Source organism: Blautia sp. TF10-30 (assembly GCF_003481245.1).
Classification (GTDB): domain Bacteria; phylum Bacillota; class Clostridia; order Lachnospirales; family Lachnospiraceae; genus Fusicatenibacter; species Fusicatenibacter saccharivorans.
Genome location: NZ_QUKM01000010.1, coordinates 18,321 through 38,898 on the forward strand (window position 1 = coordinate 18,321; position 20,578 = coordinate 38,898).

20 protein-coding genes are annotated in these 20,578 nt (G+C 48.5%); 19 read left to right on the forward strand and 1 reads right to left on the reverse strand.

All coding sequences use genetic code 11. The features are described from left to right. The first annotated feature begins 14 nt into the window (after window positions 1–14). From DXD02_RS16120 to DXD02_RS10245, 19 genes are all read left to right on the forward strand, one after another. Window positions 15–143: a hypothetical protein gene (locus DXD02_RS16120; protein ID WP_330425958.1), complete on the forward strand. Its 129-nt coding sequence runs from the start codon at window positions 15–17 to the stop codon at window positions 141–143. Then, window positions 122–331 carry a hypothetical protein gene (locus DXD02_RS10165; RefSeq protein WP_330425959.1) on the forward strand — a complete coding sequence of 70 codons (210 nt, stop codon included), beginning with the start codon at window positions 122–124 and terminating at the stop codon, window positions 329–331. The genes DXD02_RS16120 and DXD02_RS10165 overlap by 22 nt, the downstream gene beginning before the upstream one ends. Window positions 332–471: 140 nt before the next feature. Then, complete coding sequence (locus tag DXD02_RS10170) at window positions 472–789, forward strand: PadR family transcriptional regulator (RefSeq protein WP_022461550.1); 318 nt, start codon at window positions 472–474, stop codon at window positions 787–789. After that, window positions 786–1,403, forward strand: coding sequence for a DUF1700 domain-containing protein (locus tag DXD02_RS10175; protein ID WP_022461551.1), 618 nt, complete (start codon window positions 786–788; stop codon window positions 1,401–1,403). Before DXD02_RS10170 ends, DXD02_RS10175 begins: the two co-directional genes overlap by 4 nt. Then, window positions 1,400–2,329, forward strand: a complete 930-nt coding sequence (locus tag DXD02_RS10180) for a DUF4097 family beta strand repeat-containing protein (protein ID WP_022461552.1) — start codon at window positions 1,400–1,402, stop codon at window positions 2,327–2,329. The genes DXD02_RS10175 and DXD02_RS10180 overlap by 4 nt, the downstream gene beginning before the upstream one ends. A 327-nt stretch (window positions 2,330–2,656) precedes the next feature. Then, a complete protein-coding gene (locus tag DXD02_RS10185) occupies window positions 2,657–3,634 on the forward strand; it encodes a LacI family DNA-binding transcriptional regulator (protein WP_022461553.1) in 978 nt (325 codons plus the stop codon). A gap of 251 nt (window positions 3,635–3,885) precedes the next feature. After that, the gene (locus DXD02_RS15465) at window positions 3,886–4,041 is read left to right on the forward strand and encodes a hypothetical protein (RefSeq protein ID WP_158565053.1); all 156 of its coding nucleotides are present in this window, start codon (window positions 3,886–3,888) and stop codon (window positions 4,039–4,041) included. 141 nt (window positions 4,042–4,182) lie between these two features. Next, window positions 4,183–5,124: an ABC transporter permease gene (locus DXD02_RS10190; RefSeq protein ID WP_022461554.1), complete on the forward strand. Its 942-nt coding sequence runs from the start codon at window positions 4,183–4,185 to the stop codon at window positions 5,122–5,124. Between the two features lie 19 nt (window positions 5,125–5,143). Continuing rightward, the gene (locus tag DXD02_RS10195; protein WP_082426161.1) at window positions 5,144–6,055 is read left to right on the forward strand and encodes a carbohydrate ABC transporter permease; all 912 of its coding nucleotides are present in this window, start codon (window positions 5,144–5,146) and stop codon (window positions 6,053–6,055) included. 124 nt (window positions 6,056–6,179) lie between these two features. Next, entirely contained in the window at window positions 6,180–7,991 is a 1,812-nt protein-coding gene (locus DXD02_RS10200) for an extracellular solute-binding protein (RefSeq protein WP_022461556.1), read from the forward strand. Between the two features lie 215 nt (window positions 7,992–8,206). Next, window positions 8,207–9,604 carry a glycoside hydrolase family 32 protein gene (locus tag DXD02_RS10205; protein WP_022461557.1) on the forward strand — a complete coding sequence of 466 codons (1,398 nt, stop codon included), beginning with the start codon at window positions 8,207–8,209 and terminating at the stop codon, window positions 9,602–9,604. Window positions 9,605–9,754: 150 nt separating this feature from the next. After that, window positions 9,755–11,122 (forward strand): glycoside hydrolase family 32 protein, encoded by a 1,368-nt coding sequence (locus DXD02_RS10210; RefSeq protein ID WP_118659498.1) that lies wholly within the window; start codon window positions 9,755–9,757, stop codon window positions 11,120–11,122. A 26-nt stretch (window positions 11,123–11,148) separates the two neighbouring features. Further along, on the forward strand, window positions 11,149–12,654 hold the full coding sequence (locus tag DXD02_RS10215) for a serine hydrolase domain-containing protein (RefSeq protein ID WP_118666812.1): 1,506 nt from the start codon (window positions 11,149–11,151) through the stop codon (window positions 12,652–12,654). Between the two features lie 189 nt (window positions 12,655–12,843). Continuing rightward, window positions 12,844–13,275 carry a helix-turn-helix domain-containing protein gene (locus tag DXD02_RS10220; RefSeq protein WP_118666813.1) on the forward strand — a complete coding sequence of 144 codons (432 nt, stop codon included), beginning with the start codon at window positions 12,844–12,846 and terminating at the stop codon, window positions 13,273–13,275. Next, on the forward strand, window positions 13,233–14,333 hold the full coding sequence (locus DXD02_RS10225; protein WP_118666814.1) for a hypothetical protein: 1,101 nt from the start codon (window positions 13,233–13,235) through the stop codon (window positions 14,331–14,333). The genes DXD02_RS10220 and DXD02_RS10225 overlap by 43 nt, the downstream gene beginning before the upstream one ends. Before the next feature lie 142 nt (window positions 14,334–14,475). Beyond that, the gene (locus DXD02_RS10230; RefSeq protein WP_118666826.1) at window positions 14,476–15,837 is read left to right on the forward strand and encodes an MATE family efflux transporter; all 1,362 of its coding nucleotides are present in this window, start codon (window positions 14,476–14,478) and stop codon (window positions 15,835–15,837) included. After that, a complete protein-coding gene (locus tag DXD02_RS10235; protein ID WP_055265622.1) occupies window positions 15,834–16,616 on the forward strand; it encodes a threonine/serine exporter family protein in 783 nt (260 codons plus the stop codon). The genes DXD02_RS10230 and DXD02_RS10235 overlap by 4 nt, the downstream gene beginning before the upstream one ends. After that, window positions 16,613–17,068, forward strand: a complete 456-nt coding sequence (locus DXD02_RS10240; RefSeq protein ID WP_118666815.1) for a threonine/serine exporter family protein — start codon at window positions 16,613–16,615, stop codon at window positions 17,066–17,068. The genes DXD02_RS10235 and DXD02_RS10240 overlap by 4 nt, the downstream gene beginning before the upstream one ends. 45 nt (window positions 17,069–17,113) lie before the next feature. Further along, window positions 17,114–17,893, forward strand: a complete 780-nt coding sequence (locus tag DXD02_RS10245) for a tRNA threonylcarbamoyladenosine dehydratase (RefSeq protein ID WP_118666816.1) — start codon at window positions 17,114–17,116, stop codon at window positions 17,891–17,893. Between the two features lie 89 nt (window positions 17,894–17,982). Here DXD02_RS10245 and DXD02_RS10250 read toward each other — a convergent pair whose 3' ends face one another. After that, window positions 17,983–20,415: a GH36-type glycosyl hydrolase domain-containing protein gene (locus DXD02_RS10250; RefSeq protein WP_118666817.1), complete on the reverse strand. Its 2,433-nt coding sequence runs from the start codon at window positions 20,413–20,415 to the stop codon at window positions 17,983–17,985. Window positions 20,416–20,578 lie beyond the last annotated feature (163 nt).

The window sequence follows — 20,578 nt, forward strand, 5'->3', positions numbered from 1 at the left end:
GAGCAAAACCAAACATGTATCCACTTCCGGTTCTGATCATTGCAACATACGACAAAGATGGCAACCCGGATGCCATGAATGCTGCATGGGGTGTAGTCACAGATTTCAATGAGAGCTTCCGATGGCACTGGAGTGCAAAGTGAAAAGCTTTGACAACGGCATTCTGGTCGGCGAGATCGTGAACGTCTGCGCAGACGAGAGCGTTCTGACCGACGGAAAGATCGACCCGAAAAAACTGAAACCAATCGCCTTCGACCCGGTCAACAACACCTATCTCGCCATGGGCGACAAAGTCGGCGACGCATTCGGTTCCGGAAAAGCCCTGAAATAAACACAGATGATGACATGACAGCGAATATGTAAAAATTTTATATATTCCCCTTGACAAACCGCCTCCATAGTCTTATGATATGTATAAATTATATATATATAAATATTTTACATATCAGAAACTAACGGAGGTGGTTTTTTATGTATTTTCCGGTATCAGCACTGCTGATCGAATTTATGATCCTGTCGATTGTGAATCGGGAAGATTCTTATGGATATGAAATCAGCCAGACGATCAAACTGGTTGCAGACATCAAAGAGTCGACACTGTACCCGATCCTGAAAAAACTGGAAAAGGCGGGCTACGTGACGACGTATTCCGCAGAGTACCAGGGCAGAAAACGGAAGTATTATTCGATCACAGAAGCAGGAAAAACACAGATGGCTTACCTGCAGGGCGAATGGAAGTCCTATCGTGACACCATTGACAACATCATCGAGTGGAGGAAAAAAGAATGACGAGTGGGGAATATCTGAAACAATTGGAAAAGTATCTGAGGAAGCTTCCGCAGAGCGACTATGAAGATGCGATGGAATACTTCACCGAGTATTTTGCAGATGCCGGTCCGGAAAATGAGCAGGCCGTGATCAAAGAACTCGGAACACCGAAACAGGCAGCCGCCGAGCTGATGCGGAATCTTCTGGACAAAAAAGTAGATGAACGCGAGGCAATGGAAAAGGAAGAAAAACAGAAAGAGAAGAAAAAAACGACAGGCGCCAACGTCGTCTGGATCGCGATTCTCGCCCTGTTTGCAGCCCCGATCGGAGCCCCGATTCTGATCAGCATTCTCATCGTTCTGCTCTGCGCGGCCCTCTGTGCGGCACTGCTTGATATGAGCGTCTTTCTGATTGCAGTTGTCGGCGTGGCCGCCGGAATTAAGATGCTGCTGCGCGGCATTCTGGCAGTCTCGGTTTCCTTCGGCGGATTCTGCTTTATTACCGGAATGGGCGTTTTCATGCTGGGAATCAGTATTCTGTGCGCGGTGTTCGGAGTATACTTTGCAAAATGGATGGGACGGCTGTTCGTGTGGTGTACACGTAAGGTAACGAAAAAAGGAGGAAGCAGATCATGAAAAAATGGACAAAAACAGCATTACTGACAGGATGTGCCTGCTGTATTGCCGGTGCAGTGCTGATGTTCAGCGGATGGGCAAGCGGCGGAAAAGCATACGCGGAAACGTATGATCTGAATGCGATGAGCGGTTCTGCGAAGAAAGAAGACGGCATTTCCACACAGGAAAAGATAAAACTTGATGATTTTGATGAACTGCAGGCAGACCTTACGATCGGCGACCTGAACATCCTTCCGTCCGGTGACGATTCCTGTTATCTCGCCTGGCGGATTCCGTCGAAAAAAGGAGAGACTGCAGTGGAATATCGCGTGCGGGACGGTGTTCTGAGCATCGAAGAGACAAGCGCAGTGTCCGATACGATTTACATTAATATTGACTTTACGGAAGAAATCTTAAGTGGCGGTAAACAGTCGGAAACAGGAGTGATTCTGTATGTACCAGAAAAGAAGGTACTGAAAAAAATAGAGGTAACGATGGGATTCGGTGATGTGCAGATGAATGGCATCCAGGCGGAAAGCGGAAGACTGCAAAATGCGGATGGAGATATCACACTTTTCGGATGTGACATGCAGAATATCAAATGCAAAGCAGATTACGGTGATGTGGAACTGAAGAGTGGAACGTGGGAGAATGGGTCGATCACGCTGGAGGATGGCGATGCGAAAATCCAAAATACGAAGCTTTCCGGAGACGTGTCGGTGGAAAACTCCTACGGCGATATTGAACTTGAACTGGGTAAAAAAGATCTGGAACGGCTGGAAATTACGGCAAAGACAGATTTTGGGGAGATCGATGTACCGGATACCATGGAGAATCTGATGCAGAAAGAGGAGGACGAGCAGAGCTTTTCTTATGTACCGGATCAGCCAGCGGGCAGAATCACACTGATGACAAAGGATGGTGATATCTCGTTGGAAAACGATTAAGCGTTTCTGAATGTTCAGGGACATATGAAATTCCAGAAAAATCGCAAAGCATGCCCGCATGAATGAGCGTTTTTGGAAAATAAGACAAAAGTGACAAAAACACAGGAGGCTGTTTGGATGGTTTCACCAGAAAAAGGGAAATGATCCAAACAGTCGCTTGTTTTTTGTACTTAAATTTTCAGCTTTTAACTTGATTTGTAGATTGCGGTGCTTTAAAATAAAAGTAATCAAGCATTGTGGAACGGGCTCCACAGACCGGCAGCGGGGGAAAAGCCGGAACGAGTCAGAGAAAACAGCCCAGTGTCAGAATAGGAGTTAGGAGAAACTATGGCAAGTATTAGAGATGTCGCGATCAAAGCGGGAGTAGGAATCGGAACGGTATCCCGTGCACTCAATGGGAGCGGGTATATTTCCGATGAAACAAAACAGAAGATCATGCAGGCAGTGGAGGAACTGAACTATAAACCAAATGAGCTTGCCCAGAACCTGTTCCGCAACAAGTCCGGTTTTATCGGAATTGTTGTTAAGAATCTTTCACATCCGTTTATGGCATCTCTGGTTAAACATGTCGAGAATAATCTGTACACCAATGGCTACAAGTGCATGCTCTGCGAGGTTGGGGACAATCCGAACCGCATCGAGGAATTTGTGGAAATGCTGCAGCGAAATGTCATGGACGGCATTATCTGCTGTGCGGATATCCCGTCTTCTGTCAGCCTGGCGGAAATTCACCGTCCGATTGTCATGATTGACCGCTACGTCACCGAAGGGATTCCGTGTATACATTCCGACCATAAGCGCGGCGGTGAGCTTGCGGCGCAGGCGCTTTTGAGCGCAGGATGTAAGAATGTGCTCTATTTTGCATCGAGTGCAACAGAGCGTGGTTGCTCCATGGATCGTTACCGACGGTTTGCGGAAGTCTGCAAACAGCATAAATGTAAAATTACAGCGATTGATGCCGGAAGCAAGATTCTGAATTTTCAGAGCGGCCCGACGATCTGGAAAAAATACATCAGCCATTTTGATGGAATTGATGGACTCTTTACAGCCGATGTCACAGCGGCAGCGTGCATGAAGATGCTGCAGAAAAAAGGGATTAAGATTCCGAAAAAACTGAAGGTGGTTGGCTACGACGGCCTGGATTTTACCCGCTTTTTGACACCGGAGCTGACGACGGTCTGTCAGAATGTGCCGGAAATCGCAAAGCGGAGCGTGGACACAATCATCCGCATGATTGACGGAAAGAAGATTGAGGAGATGGAGCAGATTGTGGATGTGACCTTCCGAAAAGGAGAAAGTACCTGAAGATAACAAAACAGGGAATTACCGAATTTTGCATCATTTTCCGGGATTGCGATAGAACAGAAGAAGAACAGATATCAGAGACACTCGATCTGAAAAGAAAGGGTGTCTCTTTTTCATGTATAAAATAAAAATGAAATAAAACCAACTTATATACGGCAAAAGGGCAGAAAGACTGAGCAAAAGGATATGAAATCGCTGCTGAAACAGTTGCAATTGTCGAAAAAATAGTGAAAAACGGAAAAGTGGAACATATGGAACAGGAAAAGCATGGAACAGCGGAACATGTGGAACAGGAGAATGGGAGAAGAAAGAAGATAAGTGTGAATTTTATGAAAAACAGGATGCATATTGCACAAAAACACAAAATAAAAATTGTGAAAATATTGAAAATGACGAAAAAATATTGATGATTTGTTGACATTGGGCGAACTGCGTACTATGATACAGGTATGGAACAGGTTCCACAAGGCAAAGTGCCAAAACGGAAACGATGCAAATGTGGAACGAAAAGCGGTTGGTAAAGCTTTTAGAGAAATAAGGAGGGAACTATGAAGAAAAAAACGTCATCGCCGAAAACGGCAGAAAGTGGAAAATTGAAAAAAGCGCTCTCGTGCTGGCAGCTGTACATCCTGCTGATTCCTGCACTGATCTGGCTGATCGTTTTTGCTTACTATCCAATGTACGGCCTGATCATCGCCTTTAAAGATTTTAAAGGCCGCATGGGAATCATGGGAAGTCCGTGGGCAGATCCGATCTTCAAGTATTTCAAGATGTTCTTCAGTACCAGTATTGCCATGACGGCAATCAAGAACACGATCGTCATCAGTCTGGAGAGCCTGATCATCGGATTCCCGATTCCGGTTATCTTCGCACTCTTACTGAACCAGGTACAGAGAAGCGGACCGAGACGAATCATCCAGACCATCTCCTACGCACCGTACTTTATGTCAAACGTAGTTGTAGTCAGCCTGATTTCCGTACTGTTTTCCGCAAACGGTCTTGTAAACCACGCAGTTATGGGAGCCGGCGGAAAAGCAATCATGTTCACCAGCCTTCCGGAGTACTTCCGCAAACTCTTCATCGGAAGTAACATCTGGCAGACGATGGGATTCAACGCCATCATCTTCATCGCAGCACTGACCGCAATCAGCCCGGAATATTACGAAGCAGCAACGATGGATGGTGCTTCCAGATTTCAGAAGATCCTTTACATTGATTTACCTCTGATTATGCCGACCATCATCCTGATGCTGATCCTTCAGGTAGGTAACATTATGAACGTGGGATATGAGAAAGCTTATCTGATGCAGAACGGTACCAACACAACCGTCAGTGAGATCATTTCGACATACGTATACAAAGTAGGTCTCCAGACCGCACAGTACAGTTTTGCGACAGCCGTTGGCTTATTTAACTCCGTTGTAAACTTCATTATTCTGGTTATCACAAACGCAGTTGCAAAGAAGACCAGCGATATCAGTATTTTCTAAGAGTCAGGGGGCTTGAAAAATGGCAAATAATAACACTGTGAAAAAGAAAAAAGTAAAAATGAGTACGGGAGACAAGGTCTTTACCGTGATCAATACCGTCATCATGATCCTTGTCTGTATTGCAATTGTATATCCTCTGTATTACGTGCTTCTGGCATCTGTTACAGACCCGGTTGTTGTAAGCTCCGGTAAAATTCTTCTCTATCCGGAAGCGTGGTACACCAACGGATATGAAACCACACTGAAATACCAGCCGCTCTGGACCGGCTATGCAAACACCATCAAATATACCGTATTAGGAACGCTGATTTCCCTGGTCTGCACCATTCCGGCCGGCTATGCACTTTCCAGATACGATATGGTAGGAAGAAAACCGATTATGTTCCTGTTCACCTTCACGATGTTCTTCAGCGGCGGTATGATTCCGATGTACTTAACCGTACAGCAGCTGCACATCTACAACACAACATGGGCTATGGTCCTTCCGGTAGCAGTGTCCGCTTACAACCTGATCGTATGCCGCTCCTTCTTTGAAAGTGGTATTCCGGTCGAGCTTCTCGAAGCAGCAAAAATCGACGGCTGCAGCGATTTTGGATTCTTCTTCAAAATTGCAATTCCGCTGTCGAAAACGATCATCGCAGTTATGTGTCTGTTCTATGCAACCGCAATGTGGAACCAGTTCTTCAACGCACTGATGTTCCTGCAGGATGACAGCAAGATGCCTCTTCAGGTCGTTCTTCGAAACTTGGTACTGATGAACCAGTCCAACCAGATGGGAAGTAGTGCTTCTGAGATGGTAACAAAACAGAAACTGGCTGAGCAGTTAAAATACTGTGTCGTAGTTGTTTCCGCATTCCCGCTTCTGTGCGTATATCCTTTCCTGCAGAAATACTTCGCAAAAGGTGTTACGATCGGTGCAGTCAAGGGCTGATGCAGAACAGAAAATTTATTGTTGCAGAATTCATGGATATAGCAGACATGGTTTATGTGTAGGAATACAAAAATACTAACGTATTTCACTGCCGGAAAAGGCAGCAAAATAAAGGAGGAACAATATGAAGAAAAAAATCGTATCCGTATTACTGGCAAGCCTTATGGTAACCAGCATGCTCGCAGGCTGTGGAAACAGCTCCGGCAGCTCAAGCAGCTCCGGTGCAGGAAGCACAGGAGGAGACACCACCTCTGCATCCGGTACAGAAGCAGGTGACACAGGTCTCACAGCAGAAGAGCAGGAAGCAGTAGATGAGGGAATCATCCAGCTCGACGGTACCCTTCCGATCATCAAAGATCCGGCAAAATTCGAAGAGAAATACGGAAAAATTTCCGCTCTGATCGTAAACTCTGCAGACAGAACCGTAGAAGTAGGCGACCTGGCTATGTGCCAGAAATGGTTCGAGGACACAGGAGTAGAGTTTGACTGGCAGCCGATCCCGCAGGAGAGCGCAACAGAGAAAATCAATCTGATGCTTTCTTCCGGACAGGATCTTCCGGATGTATTCTGGAACTTCGGCGATGGTAAATCCGGAAACACCGTAGTTCAGTACGCAGACCAGGATGTATTCCTTCCGACCGAAGGCCTGATCGAAGAGTATATGCCGAACCTGAAAGCATTCCTCGATGACAATGAGCAGTATCAGCTTGAGATCACCGCTCCGAACGGCCATAAATATGGATTCCCGTACGTAGAGGAAATGAAAGGTCTTGTATTAACACCTGGACCATTCGTGATCAACAAAACATGGCTGGATAAAGTAGGCAAAGAAGTGCCGACAACCGTAGACGAGTGGGTAGACTGCCTGAAAGCAATCCGCGACGGCGGCGATCTGAACGGAAACGGCGAAGACGATGAAATCCCGATGGCAACCTGGTTCGGCGCAACCGATACCTTTGGTTCCTACAACCTGTTCTATCGTTTCACAGGTGCATTCGGATGCGCTGACTCCTACTGCGGAGGAAACTCCTATGCGGATCACTTAAGAATGGTTGACGGAAAAGTTACGTTCACTGCAACAGACGAAGCATTCAAGAAAACAGCAGAATTTTTCAACATGCTGTATGAAGAAGGACTGATCTGGAACGGTTCCTTCGAGGCAGATGAAAGTATGTCATTCAAATCTTCTCTGATCAAAGAGAATGTTGCAAAGATCGGTTCCTTCGGTGTTTGGGGCGATCAGGAAATTACAAACCAGGAAGTACATGATCAGTACGTAGCAGTTCCGAGACTGCAGGGCGAAGACGGTATGACCGGTTTCGAGTGCAACTACTCTGAGCTGCAGGATTCTTCCGATACAGCAATCACAACGACCTGCAAATTCCCGCACGTTGTTGCAAGATTTGTAGATTACATGGTAGGCGATCCGGAAATCTCTGTTACATCTAACTGGGGCGCAATCGGATACAACTATGAGAAAGACGAAGACGGCGTTCTTCGTACACCGCTCGATGAAAACGGAAACTACAAACCTCTGAATCCGGAATATAAGAACTTTGGTGAGGCTCGTGTAAACTCCACAACCTGCCGTGGTTCTATGATCGTTCAGAACGAGTACTATGACACCGTTTGCGGCTACACCTTCGATGCTGTAAAACTTCTCGAGATGCAGAAAGAAAACGGTAAAGATGACATCATGGAAGAGTATGACACCATTCCGCGTGTTCTGATGACCCAGGAAGAGATTCAGCGTCTGGCACAGATTCAGCCGACCGTCTCCGATATCGTTGACCGTTACATCACTACATGGGTAACCGGCGGCGTTGATGATGCAAGCTGGGAGTCCTATAAGACAGAGCTTGAGGGCGCTGGTTTGAGCGAACTGGTTGAGATTTACCAGGGCGCAGTAGATCGAGCAGCTTCTGCAGCAAACTAAAAATCGGGCGAAAAGCGATTACGAAAAAACAGTAACGTAAACGATTTGCAATTAATGTTCTATAACTAAAGAAATTCCAAATGTGGCCATGTTGTATCCCATATAACATGGCCATATTTAAAAAGAAGATTATTTCGTTCTTATTTCTTTTTTGTTGAAGTTCCAAATGGAAAAAGATAAAATAGGAAAAGAGAGAACAGGAAAAGAGGGATCCTATGAGTAAACAGGGAAAAAGAGATTTTAGACCGAACATTCATTTTACACCGGAGAAAAACTGGAACAACGATCCGAACGGACTGATTTATATCGATGGTATCTGGCATCTGTATTATCAGCATAACCCAAATGACGTTGTATGGGGACCGATGCACTGGGGTCATGCAGTATCGAAAGACCTGATTCACTGGGAGCATCTGCCGGTCGCCCTGTACCCGGATGAGATCGGAACGATGTACTCCGGAAGTATGGCATACGATGAAAATAACACCAGCGGATTTGCGAAATACGGTGAGAAACCGATGGTGGCTGTCTACACGGCGCACAATATGGAAACGGGCCTGGAGCAGCAGTGTATTGCATACAGCCTGGATCAGGGAAAGCATTTTGAAAAATATTATGGCAACCCGGTGATCGAAAACCCGGGCACACCGGATTTCCGTGATCCACGCGTCTTCTGGAATGACAAAAAGGACTGCTGGAGCCTTGTTCTGGCATCCGGCGACCACGCAGAGTTTTACGCATCCCAGGATTTGAAAAACTGGAAGAAAACAGGCGAGTTCGGTGTCGGTGTCAATAAAGTGCCGACTGTATGGGAATGCACCGATCTGATCCGTGCTAAAACAGGAAATGAATTTGACGGATTCAAATGGATTCTGATAGTCAGCATGATACATCCGGGAACCGAAGGCCGTGCCAATATACAGTATTTCGTCGGTGATTTTGACGGAGATACCTTCCAGTGCACCGAGATCACAGACGAGCCGCTGTGGATTGATTTCGGATTCGACAATTATGCCGGTGTAACGTATGGAAACTACGACCGTCCGGTTTACCTTGGATGGGGCGTTAATCCGCTCTACGCGAACTTTGTTCCGACCGGTGAGTATTCCGGTCTGATGACACTGCCAAGAGAACTTTCACTTTGTGAGACCGAGGAGGGCTACCGCCTGAAAACAAAACCGTTCGGGATCGATGAGTACCGTGCGGGTGCCTTCCCGATCGGAAATCAGAAGCCGCTGCTGACCGAGAGCTTTGGACTTCTCGTGCAGGGCAATTTCGGAAGAATTGCGCTGAAAAACAGCAGAGGTGAGGAAGTAGTCATCGAGGTAACGGTGGACAGCATCACGGTGGACCGCTCTAAGAGCGGCGACCTTAGTTACTTTGATGATGTAGATCCGAAGCTCTTCAAAAAAGAGGATCTGCTGGTATCTACAACAAAACGTTACATGCGCGGAAATGTCAACATGGAGATTATTTTTGACGTTTCCTATCTGGAGATTTATGCAGATGGTGGTCTGGAGACCGCTTCCGTATGCGTTTACCCGGATGCTCCGTATCAGGTGGTTTCCACAGACGGAGATCTGGAAGTGAAAATGTACACTATTAAAAAATAGGGGATGGAACATTTATAAACGGTAACGATGCAGCATGGCAGAATCGAGATGGGACTCTGAAGCGTTACTATAAATAAAAACGACGGATGTCTGCAAAGCCGATGGAAGTGGTTTTGCAGACCGTTGTTTATCTTGGGAGGTTTTACAAAAATGATGAAAAAAAGAGATTACAGACCGAAAATTCACTTTTCACCGGAAGAAGGCTGGATGAACGACCCGAATGGCATGGTTTATGTAGATGGCGTGTACCACTTCTTTTATCAGAAGTACCCGTATGATACCAGCTGGGGACCGATGCACTGGGGGCATGCAACATCCCGCGACCTGATTCACTGGGAGCATCAGCCAATCGCACTTTATCCGGATGAACTTGGATTTATCTTTTCGGGAAGTGCTGTGTATGATACGCAGAATTCTTCTGAGTATGGTACCAATGAAAATCCGCCAATCATTGCTATTTATACCAGCCATCACAAGGACGGTTTGGAACAGCAGAGTATTGCATACAGCAATGATAAGGGCCGGCACTTTGAAAAGTCCTATCTGAATCCGGTCATCAAAAACCCGGGAATTTCCGATTTCCGTGACCCGAAAGCGTTCTGGAATCCGGTCAGAAGATGCTGGAGCCTTGTTCTTGCAGCGCAGGACCGTGTCTTCTTCTACGCATCCCAGGATATGAAAAACTGGGAGAAAACAGGAGAATTCGGACCGGAAGGAAATCATGTGAAGGGGGTGTGGGAATGCCCGGATCTGTTCCCGATTGAGTATAAGGGAAAAAATGTATGGGTTCTTGTTGTCAGCATGACAAAAGCCTCCGAGGACGACCACTGCAAAATGCAGTATTTCCTGGGTGATTTCGATGGAGAAAAATTCCTCTGCACCTGTCCGTCCGATGAGCCAAGATGGCTGGATGAAGGCTTCGACAACTATGCAGCCGTTACATTCCAGAATGCGAAAGATGTTCTGCTGATGGGATGGGGTATGAACTGGCAGTATGCAGCACAGACTCCGACAGAAGAGTACTGTGGTCAGGCAACTCTGGCAAGAAAACTGTCCCTGACAGAAGTAGATGGTGCTCTGACCCTTGCGGCAGCTCCGGCCGGACTGGAAAAATTCCGCCACAGCAGTTACCCGATCGAGAACCACACAACGATTCGCACAGAGACCTTCGGACTGAAAATTTCCGGAAAGGGAGATGCGAAAATCTGCCTGAAAAACTCAGTGGGACAGAAACTGAAGATTTATGTAAGCGACACCAAAATCACGGTTGACCGTACCATGGCGGGCTACAAAGAATTCAGTGAGCATTTCATGACAGAGAAATATTCCATCAGCACCGCAGCGAGAAAGAAAGACGGAGCATGGAATCTGGAGCTTGTTTTTGATGTTTCCATTCTGGAACTGTTTGCTGAGGATGGCGTAGATGCTATCTCTACAGTGGTTTATCCGGAGACACCGTACGACCGCGTAAGCTGGAAGGGCGATCTTTCCGTTGAACTTTACGAAATTGATGCATAAGGGCTGAGAGAAAGGGGAAAAGCAAAATGGGATACTTTAAAGATGTGACACCGGAATCAGCTGGAATCAGCTCCAAAGGAATTTTGAATTTTCTCGACCGAATCGAAGAGAACCAGATTGAGCTGCACAGCTTTATGGTGATCCGCCATGGACAGTGTGCAGCGAAGGGCTGGTGGAAGCCGTATGATGAAAAATTCCGTCATCCACTGTATTCGTTCAGTAAATCGTTGACAGCAACGGCGATTGGTTTTGCAGAGCAGGAGGGAATCTTATCGCTGGATGAGAAAATTGTCGATATCTTTCCGGACCTGCTGCCGGAAAATCCATCCGAAAATCTCAAAAAAATCACGCTGCATCACCTGCTGATTATGGGGTGTGGTCACGAGACGGAGATTATGGACAATTCCGAAAACTGGATGTCCACCTTTCTTCATCATCCGGTGCTCCATGAACCGGGAACATTTTATAAATACAATACAGCCGGAACCAACATGCTGGCTGCCGTTCTGAGAAAAAAAACGGGACAGAACGTCACAGAGTTTCTGAAATCCCGTCTGCTGGAGCCGCTTGGCATCACATCCCTTACCTGTGCGCTGCTCGGAGACGGAACGGAGCTCGGTGGAGGCGGTATGAAGATGGTGACGGAGGATATGGCAAAATTCACGTATTTTCTGTCCAGACAGGGCGAGTGGGAAGGAAAACAGCTGCTTCGAAAAGACTGGTTTGAACGCGCCTGCCGCAAGCAGATTGAGACGGAGGGCGATTCGGAAGGCCACGTAAAAGACTGGGCGCAGGGCTACGGCTATCAGTGCTGGATGTGCCGTTATCCGGGCTCCTTCCGCGCAGATGGTGCGTACGGTCAGTTCGGCGTTGTGTTCCCGGATCTCGATCTGATTGTGATCCTGACAACAGCAACAGAACAGACGCAGGAGGAGTTGAGCGCACTGCAGGAGGAACTGATCCCGTATGTGAAGAAAGAGGCAGGAGAGCTGCCGCCATCCCCGCTTGCCGGTGCAGTAAAAGAGCGTACCGCAGATCTGGCTCTGCCGCCGCGCAGAGGAACGAGAAATCCTTTTATGGAAGAGAAGGTAAGCAAGCATGTTTATGTATCTGCTCCGTTGATGGGGAACCAGCAGCTACCGGATTCCGCAGAAATTCTGATCGGCGGAAGCGGTCTGTTTTCGCTGGAGACAAGTCCGATTCAGGAGATGCGATTCTCCTTTGGCAGCGATAAGATGTACTGGAAAGTACAAGAAGGCGGGAAAGAAAAGGAATTTGTCCTCTCCATGCGCCGGGATTTTGCCTATAGTGAAGCGGATGGCCATATTTATGCTGGTTCTGCTGCATGGCGTACGCTAAATACGCTCGAGATGGAGATTCGGCGGATGGACGGTTTGAGTGGTGGCCGCATGATCGTCAGATTCCAGAAGGAAAATCTTCTGCTGGAGGCAGAGGATACGCTGATTAGTGTCGGTGGACTCGGTATTTCACCACGTCAGGCACTGACTGTATTTGGAATAAAAAAAGATTAAACAGGTCGAAAGAGAGAAAAACCGGCGGAATTTTCCGTCGGTTTTTCCATAACAGTGTGAAAATCCTGTAAAAAAAGAAAAACGATATGCAAAGCCGAACGGAAGAATTGCCAAGTCTCTCTGAACATGGTAAACTTTTACCTATATTGGAAAAGAATCGACGCAAAATATTGAGATACAGGAGGCTCTATGTCAGTTTTTTCAGATTTATTATCCGAATATATCACCATGAAGGATGTCGGGGTTTACCCGCTTTCACAGTTCTGCGGACTCGATCGTTCTTTCATGTATAAGATCATCAATGGAAAACGAAATCCGTCCGGGGAGGATGTTGTGCGGAAGATGGCACAGTTCATGCAGCTGACGCCACGGGAAAAAACAGATTTCATGGATGCATTTTACATTACCCAGATGGGTGAAGAGGTTTATTACCGGCGCAAATCAGTCGGAGAACTGATTGAAACGTTCAGCTGCCGCGAGGGGAAAAAGGAATATATCTTCCATGAGGCGGAGATTGCAAAACTGGAATTGAACGGGGGGGGGGTAGCGGAGAGATTCCCTTTCGGGGCACAGTGCATGTGCGGCATGCAATTTTGCAGCTGTTTTTCGGTGAAGCTGTAAAAGAAGACGGAAAAATTTCCGTTCTGGTCCAGCCGGACTTCGATTTTGCCATGGAACTTCTGCAGGTATTCGGGGAACAGAACCCGAATTTGACGATTCAACATCTGTTCTGCATGAACAACAACGAGAAGATGGTTTCGATGCGGAAAAATTACAACCTGAGTTGTCTGCAGAAAATTCTCCCGATCTGTGCCTGCGGCTGCGATTACCGTGCGCGGTACTACTACGACAATGTGACGGCACGGCTGAATGAGTTCCGCCTTTTCCCGTACCTCATCCTGACGGAGCACTGTGCGCTTGCTTTCAGCGCCGATTACCAGAATGCACTTTTGTTCCGGGAGGAGACGACGCTGCGGATGATGCGCGAGATGTTTGAAGGCTATTTCAAACAGTCGGAGCCGTTGTTTGAACGTCTTGACACGGTACAGTCCCAGCTTGGCTATACGGAAACACTGATTCGTCACTTTATCGCATCAGATTCCCCGCGGTATTTCTTCCAGAGAATGCCGTGTCTTTCCGGCCTTCTGACAGCAGAAATGCTGGAGCGCCATCTCGTAAAAGAAATGCCGGGGCGTGAGCAGATGATACGGGCGGTTGCACAGTACGCAAAGGTGATGCAGACACAGGTACTGGATAAAAAAACGACGATGTTTTTTTCAGAGGATGGCATCAAAAGTTTCCTGGAAACGGGGCGCGTGGATGAGTATCCAAAAGAATGCTATTCTCCGCTGGACTTTGACGAGCGTATCGCCCTGATCCGCCGCTTTCTGGCGCTGCGGGATCGCGCAAATCTTCGTATGATCCGGGAAACGAAAGAGAGAGCAGAGCATGCGCTGAATATTTCGGTCAATGCAAACGAGGGCTATCTTCTGTTCCAGACGCGGACAGAGCGGCTGATTTACCTCGGTATCCGGGAGCCAAGCGTTCTTATGGCATTCTACGATTACCTGGAATCCATGAAACCGGAAGAACTCTGCACGGAAGAGGAGATGCTGGAACGTGTCGAAGCCATTCTGCATGAATTTGTGGCTTGTCATTCCAGAGAAGGTTCGATATAATAGAAAAAAGGATATTTCCAAACCGGTCATCTCGGGTGAGTTCCGGTGCGTGTCTGCTGAAAAGAAGGCTGGACACGCACCGGGCGGGAACCTGCGGATGACCGGTTTTGACTGTACGAAAAAGAAATGGGGGTTTTTACGAATGAGTACAGAAAGTAAAACAAGAATGACGGAGGGCAGTATTTCAAAAAAGATGATTCTGTTTGCGATCCCGCTGTTCCTTGGCAATCTGTTCCAGCAGTTGTACAATACGGCCGACTCGCTGATTGTAGGAAATTTTCTGGGAAGCAACGCGCTGGCAGCGGTCAGCTCTTCGGGCAATCTGATCTTTCTGATGGTTGGTTTTATTAACGGTATCGCAATGGGCGCAGGCGTCGTCATTGCAAGGTATTACGGAGCGAAAAACCGGGAAGATCTGCAGAAAGCGATCCATACGACCGTGGCGTTCGGCCTGGCGGCCGGTGCAGCGCTGACGGTGCTTGGCATGTATCTGGCGCCGAAAATCCTCGTGCTGATGGGAACGCCGTCCGATGTCCTGCCGCAGTCGGTCGAATATTTTCGTACGTATTTTGCAGGCTCTCTCGGTTTTATCATGTATAACATTTTCGTCGGCATTCTGCAGTCTGTCGGCGACAGCCGCCACCCGCTGATCTATCTGATCGTGTCATCGTGCATCAATGTTGCGCTCGATCTGCTTTTTATCGGCGGCCTTGGCCTTGGGGTCGGTGCGGCAGCGCTTGCAACGGTAATTTCCCAGTTTACAAGTGCGATTCTCTGTATGATCCATCTGCTGCGGACGAAGGAAGAGTATCGTCTTTCCATCCGCAAAATCCGCTTCGATGGCAGAGCGCTCGGTGAAATCATCCGCAACGGTGTGCCGTCCGGTTTCCAGAACTCGGTTATTTCGATCGCAAACGTTTTCGTGCAGACGAACATCAATGCATTCGGGAAAATGGCGATGGCAGGCTGCGGTTCATATGCAAAAATCGAGGGTTTTGCATTCCTTCCGGTTACATGCTTTACGATGGCATTGACGACGTTTGTCAGCCAGAATCTCGGTGCAAAACAGTATGACCGGGCGAAAAAAGGAGCGCGGTTTGGCATTCTCTGTTCCATTACCATCGCCGAGCTGATCGGGTTTGTGATCTATGCAGCCGCACCGACTTTGATTGCGGCGTTTAACAGCGATCCGGCCGTTGTCCATTGCGGCGTGATGCAGGCGAGAACGATTGCACTGTTTTATTTTCTGCTGGCATTTTCTCATTGCATCGCGGCTGTGCTCCGCGGTTCCGGGCACGCTTCGGTTCCCATGGTTGTCATGCTCTGTGTCTGGTGCCTGTTCCGCGTCAGCTACATTACCGTGACGGTCCGGCTGATCCCGGATATCCGCGTGATTTTCTGGGCTTACCCGCTGACCTGGAGTATCAGTTCTGTCATTTTCCTGTATCTGTTTTTGAAAGGAAAATGGGTATACGGTTTTGAAAAAGGAGGAAAACAAAGATGAACGCAGAATCGACGAGAGAAGCGCTTGATGTGGCATCGCTGGCGGGAGACATCCTGCTGGCGAGCGGCGCGGAAATCTTCCGTGTGGAGGAGACGATCGACCGCATTGCGCGGGCGTATGGCGTCAACTCCAGCGATGCGTTTGTGTTGAGCAGTGGTATTTTCCTGACTGCTGAGAGTGGAAAAAAGCAGGAATTTGCCCGCGTGCGTCACATTCCGCTGTCGGCGGCGCGGCTCGACAAGGTAACGGCAGTCAACCAGCTCTCCCGCGAAATCGAGGAGGGGCTACACGCGCCGAAAGAGGCGAAGGCCTGGCTGCTCGACATTCAGCGGATGCCGGACAAACCAAGATGGCACCAGGTGCTTGCATCCGGTGTCGGAAGCGCGTGCTTCTGTTTTCTGTTCGGCGGCGATGTGGTGGACAGCATGGTAGCATTTCTGTCGGGCTTTGTTCTGTACTTCTATCTGCTGTACCTGCTGCGCGGCAGAATGTCAAAAATTGCGACGAATATTTCCGGCGGCGCGCTTGTCACACTGATTGCCGTTTTTCTGTATCAGGCGGGGATCGGCCATCATCTGGACAAGGTCATCATCGGTTCGATTATTCCGCTGGTGCCCGGTGTCAATTTCACGAACGCCATCCGTGATATTGCGGATCAGGACTACATCGCGGGTTCCGTGCGGATGCTCGATGCGCTGCTTGTGACATTCTGTATTGCGCTTGGCGTCGGACTGATTATCACAGGATATCATCAACTGGCGGGAGGGCTGCAGCTATGAGTGATACCATTCGTTTAATTGCGGAATTTTTTGCCGCCTGCGTCGGAACGATTGCGTTTGCGCTGCTGTTTCAGGTGCCGCGGAAATACTACCTGTACTGCGGACTGGCAGGTGCCTGCGGCTGGATCTGCTATAAACTGATCCTTCCGCATGCGACAGAGCCGGTGTCCATCTTTTTTGCAACGGTGCTCGTCATCCTTCTGTCGCGCAGCTTTGCGGTGTACAAGCGCTGTCCGGTAACGGTATTTCTGATTGCGGGTATTTTCCCGCTGGTGCCGGGAAGCGGCATCTACTGGACTGCTTTTTACGTGGTAACCAATGATCTGGAGCGCGCCGGTGCAAGAGGATTTCTGACCCTGAAGGATGCAGTTGCGATTGTGCTTGGCATTCTCTTTGTTTTTGAGTTTCCGCAGAGCTGGTTCCGTAAGGTGTTGACAGACAAAAGCAAATAACCTATTATTGTAGTAGAGATTATAAACAAGGAGGAAGGAAAACAAATGGCATTGAATCAGTTTTCCAGAACACAGCTTCTGCTCGGACAGGAGAGCATGGATCTTCTGGCGGATGCAACTGTTGCTGTTTTCGGTATCGGCGGCGTGGGCGGCTATACCGTGGAGGCGCTGGCAAGAAGCGGTGTCGGCCATTTTGTGCTGGTAGACGATGACAAGGTCTGCCTCACCAACATCAACCGTCAGATTATTGCGACGAGAAGCAGTGTCGGAAAATATAAAGTAGACGTAATGAAAGAACGCATTCTGGATATCAATCCGAAAGCGGAGGTAGAGGTATACAAATGCTTCTATCTGCCGGAAAATGCGGACGATTTTGATTTTTCGAAGTATTCATACGTGGTGGATGCTGTCGATACGGTGACAGCGAAGATTGAGATTATCATGCGCGCCAAAGCGTGCAATGTGCCGGTCATCAGCTGCATGGGAGCCGGAAACAAGCTGGACCCGACGAAGTTCCGCGTGGCGGATATCTATAAAACGAACATGTGTCCGCTGGCAAAGGTCATGCGTCGTGAGATGAAAAAACGCGGCGTGAAGAAACTGAAAGTGGTTTATTCAGAGGAAAAATCCCTCCGTCCGCTTGAGGATATGAGCGTCAGCTGCCGGACAAATTGTATCTGTCCTCCGGGAGCTGCAAGAAAATGCACGGAGCGGCGTGATATCCCGGGCAGCGTAGCGTTTGTGCCGTCCGTAGCAGGACTGATTCTGGCGGGAGAGGTCATCAAAGATCTTTCCGGTGTCAGAGAGAGACGGCAGCTGCAGTAAAAAATAAGAATAAAAGGGACGAGCCCCGGAAAAGCAGTTGTGCTTTCCGGGGCTCGCCTTATGTTTATGGAGATTTGAAATTTGAAAAATTACATTACGGCAACAACATCATATTCGGTGCAGCCTTCGGTGAGCGGAATCAGATTTCCTTCTACTGCGGTTCCGTTTACCGTGAGGGAAGAAATACCTTTCTCCCTGTGCTCCGGATTCTGGAAGGTGATGTTATACCATGCACCGCGGAAGTATCTGCGGATCTTGAACTCTTCCATATTGGACGGAATACACGGATTTAAGGTCAGTCCGTCGTAATCCGGCTGAATGCCGAGGATGTACTGGGAAACATTGACAAAAGTCCATGCGGCAGTACCGGTCAGCCAGGAGTTCTTTGCCTCACCGAAATGAGCAGCGTCTTTTCCGGCGATCATCTGAGAGTAGACGTACGGCTCGGTGCGGTGGATCTCGCTGATGTCCTCAATATAAGCCGGGCAGATCTTGCGATACAGATCAAATGCGCGGTTTCCGTGGCCGACAACGGTCTCAGCGATGGAGATCCATGGGTTGTTGTGGCAGAAGATACCAGCATTCTCTTTGTATCCCGGCGGATAGGAGGAAACCTCACCAAGATTCAGGTAATACTTGGTGTAAGCTGGCTGCAGAAGAACGACACCGTACTTGGTTTCCAGAATATTTTTTACGGAAGTCAGAGCCTTTTCGGCCAGACCCTCTTTTACGCCGATTTCGGCAAGAACGCAGAAGCCCTGTGGCTCGATGAAAATCTTGCCTTCCTCACACTCTTTTGATCCGACTTTTTCGCCGGCAGCGTCATACGCACGCAGGAACCATTCGCCGTCCCAGCCTGCATCAAGGACTGCCTGGTAAACTTTTTCGACTTCTTTTTCTGCGTAAACAGCTTCTTCCTCATTGCCTCTGCGGCGGCAGATGGCTGCGTACTCTTTGCCGTATTTTACGAACATAGCGGCGATGAAAATGGACTCAGCAACCGGTCCCTCGGAAGGTCCTGTCGTCTGGAACGGTTCGCCCGGCTCTGCAGAGAAGCAGTTCAGGTTCAGACAGTCATTCCAGTCTGCACGGCCGATCAGCGGCAGTTTGTGCGGTCCGAGATGGGTTACGGTAAAGTCGAAGGAACGTTTCAGGTGCTCCATCAGAGGCTGTGCCTTGGTGGAATCGTTGTCGAAATCAACCTGCTCATCGAGAATGGAGAAATCTCCGGTCTCTTTGATGTAGGCGGCGCATCCGGCAATCAGCCAGAGCGGGTCATCGTTGAAGCCGCTTCCGATATCCATGTTTCCTTTCTTGGTCAGCGGCTGATACTGGTGATATGCGCTTCCGTCTTCAAACTGGGTAGCAGCGATATCGAGCAGACGCTCTCTTGCGCGGTCCGGAATCAGATGAACGAAGCCGAGCAGATCCTGGCAGGAATCACGGAAGCCCATACCACGGCCGGTGCCGGATTCGAAGTAGGATGCAGAACGGGACATGTTGAAGGTAACCATACACTGATACTGGTTCCAGATGTTGACCATGCGTCCCAGTTTTTCATCTGCACAGGAGAGCGCATATTTTGCCAGCAGGCCTTCCCAGTAGGAAGCAAGCTCTGCAAGTGCTGCGTCAACCTGCTCGTCGGTCTGATAGTGAGAGAGCATCTCTTTTGCCGGTTTTTTGTTGATCACGCCAGGAGCTTCCCATTTGTCATCCGCTGCATTCTCACAGTAGCCGAGAACAAAGATAAAGGAGCGGGACTCGCCTGGTTTTAAGGTAACGTCGATGTGGTGGGAACCGATCACACCCCATCCGCTGGCGACGGTGTTGCCTGCAGTGCCGCGCAGAACGGTCTCCGGGCGGTCATTTCCGCGGTAAGCGCCAAGGAAAGCGTCGCGGTCGGTATCGTATCCGTCGATCGGGCAGTTGACTGCATAAACAGCGTAATGTCTGCGGCGCTCGCGGTACTCAGTTTTGTGGTAAATTTCAGAACCCTGAATCTCAACTTCGCCGATGCTGAAGTTTCTCTGGAAGTTGGTCATATCGTCCACGGCGTTCCAGAAGCAGAACTCTACAAAAGAAGTCAGAGCCAGTGTTTTTTCTTCGGTGCCGTTGTTGGTCAGCATGAGACGGTTTACTTCGCAGGAATCTGCCAGCGGAACAAAAGCGGTCAGTTCAGCGGCAACTAAGTTTTTGGAAGAAACAAAGCGGCTGTAGCCAAGGCCATGATGGCACTCGTAGGAATCGAGCGGCGTCTGGGTCGGCTGCCAGCCCGGGTTCCAGACGGTATCGCCGTCCTTGATGTAGTAGTAGCGTCCGTTCTGATCGAGCGGCGTATCGTTATAACGGTAACGGGTCAGACGCAGAAGTTTTGCGTCCTTGTAGAAGCTGTATCCGCCGCAGGTATTGGAAATCAGAGAAAAGAAGTTCTCAGATCCCAGATAGTTGATCCACGGAAGCGGAGTCTTCGGGCTTGTGATGACATACTCTTTTTTCGCATCATCAAAATGTCCAAATTGCATGTGTGATACCTCCTTCGTCGTACAATGTAATTTCATTATACAGCCGAAAAAAGAAAAAACTAGCAAGAATTTGCTAAAAATATAAAAAAACGCCGAAACCGTTTTCGTGACAGTTTCGGCGTTTGTGGATATTCACGAATTGTTCCGCGATTCTGCAAATATT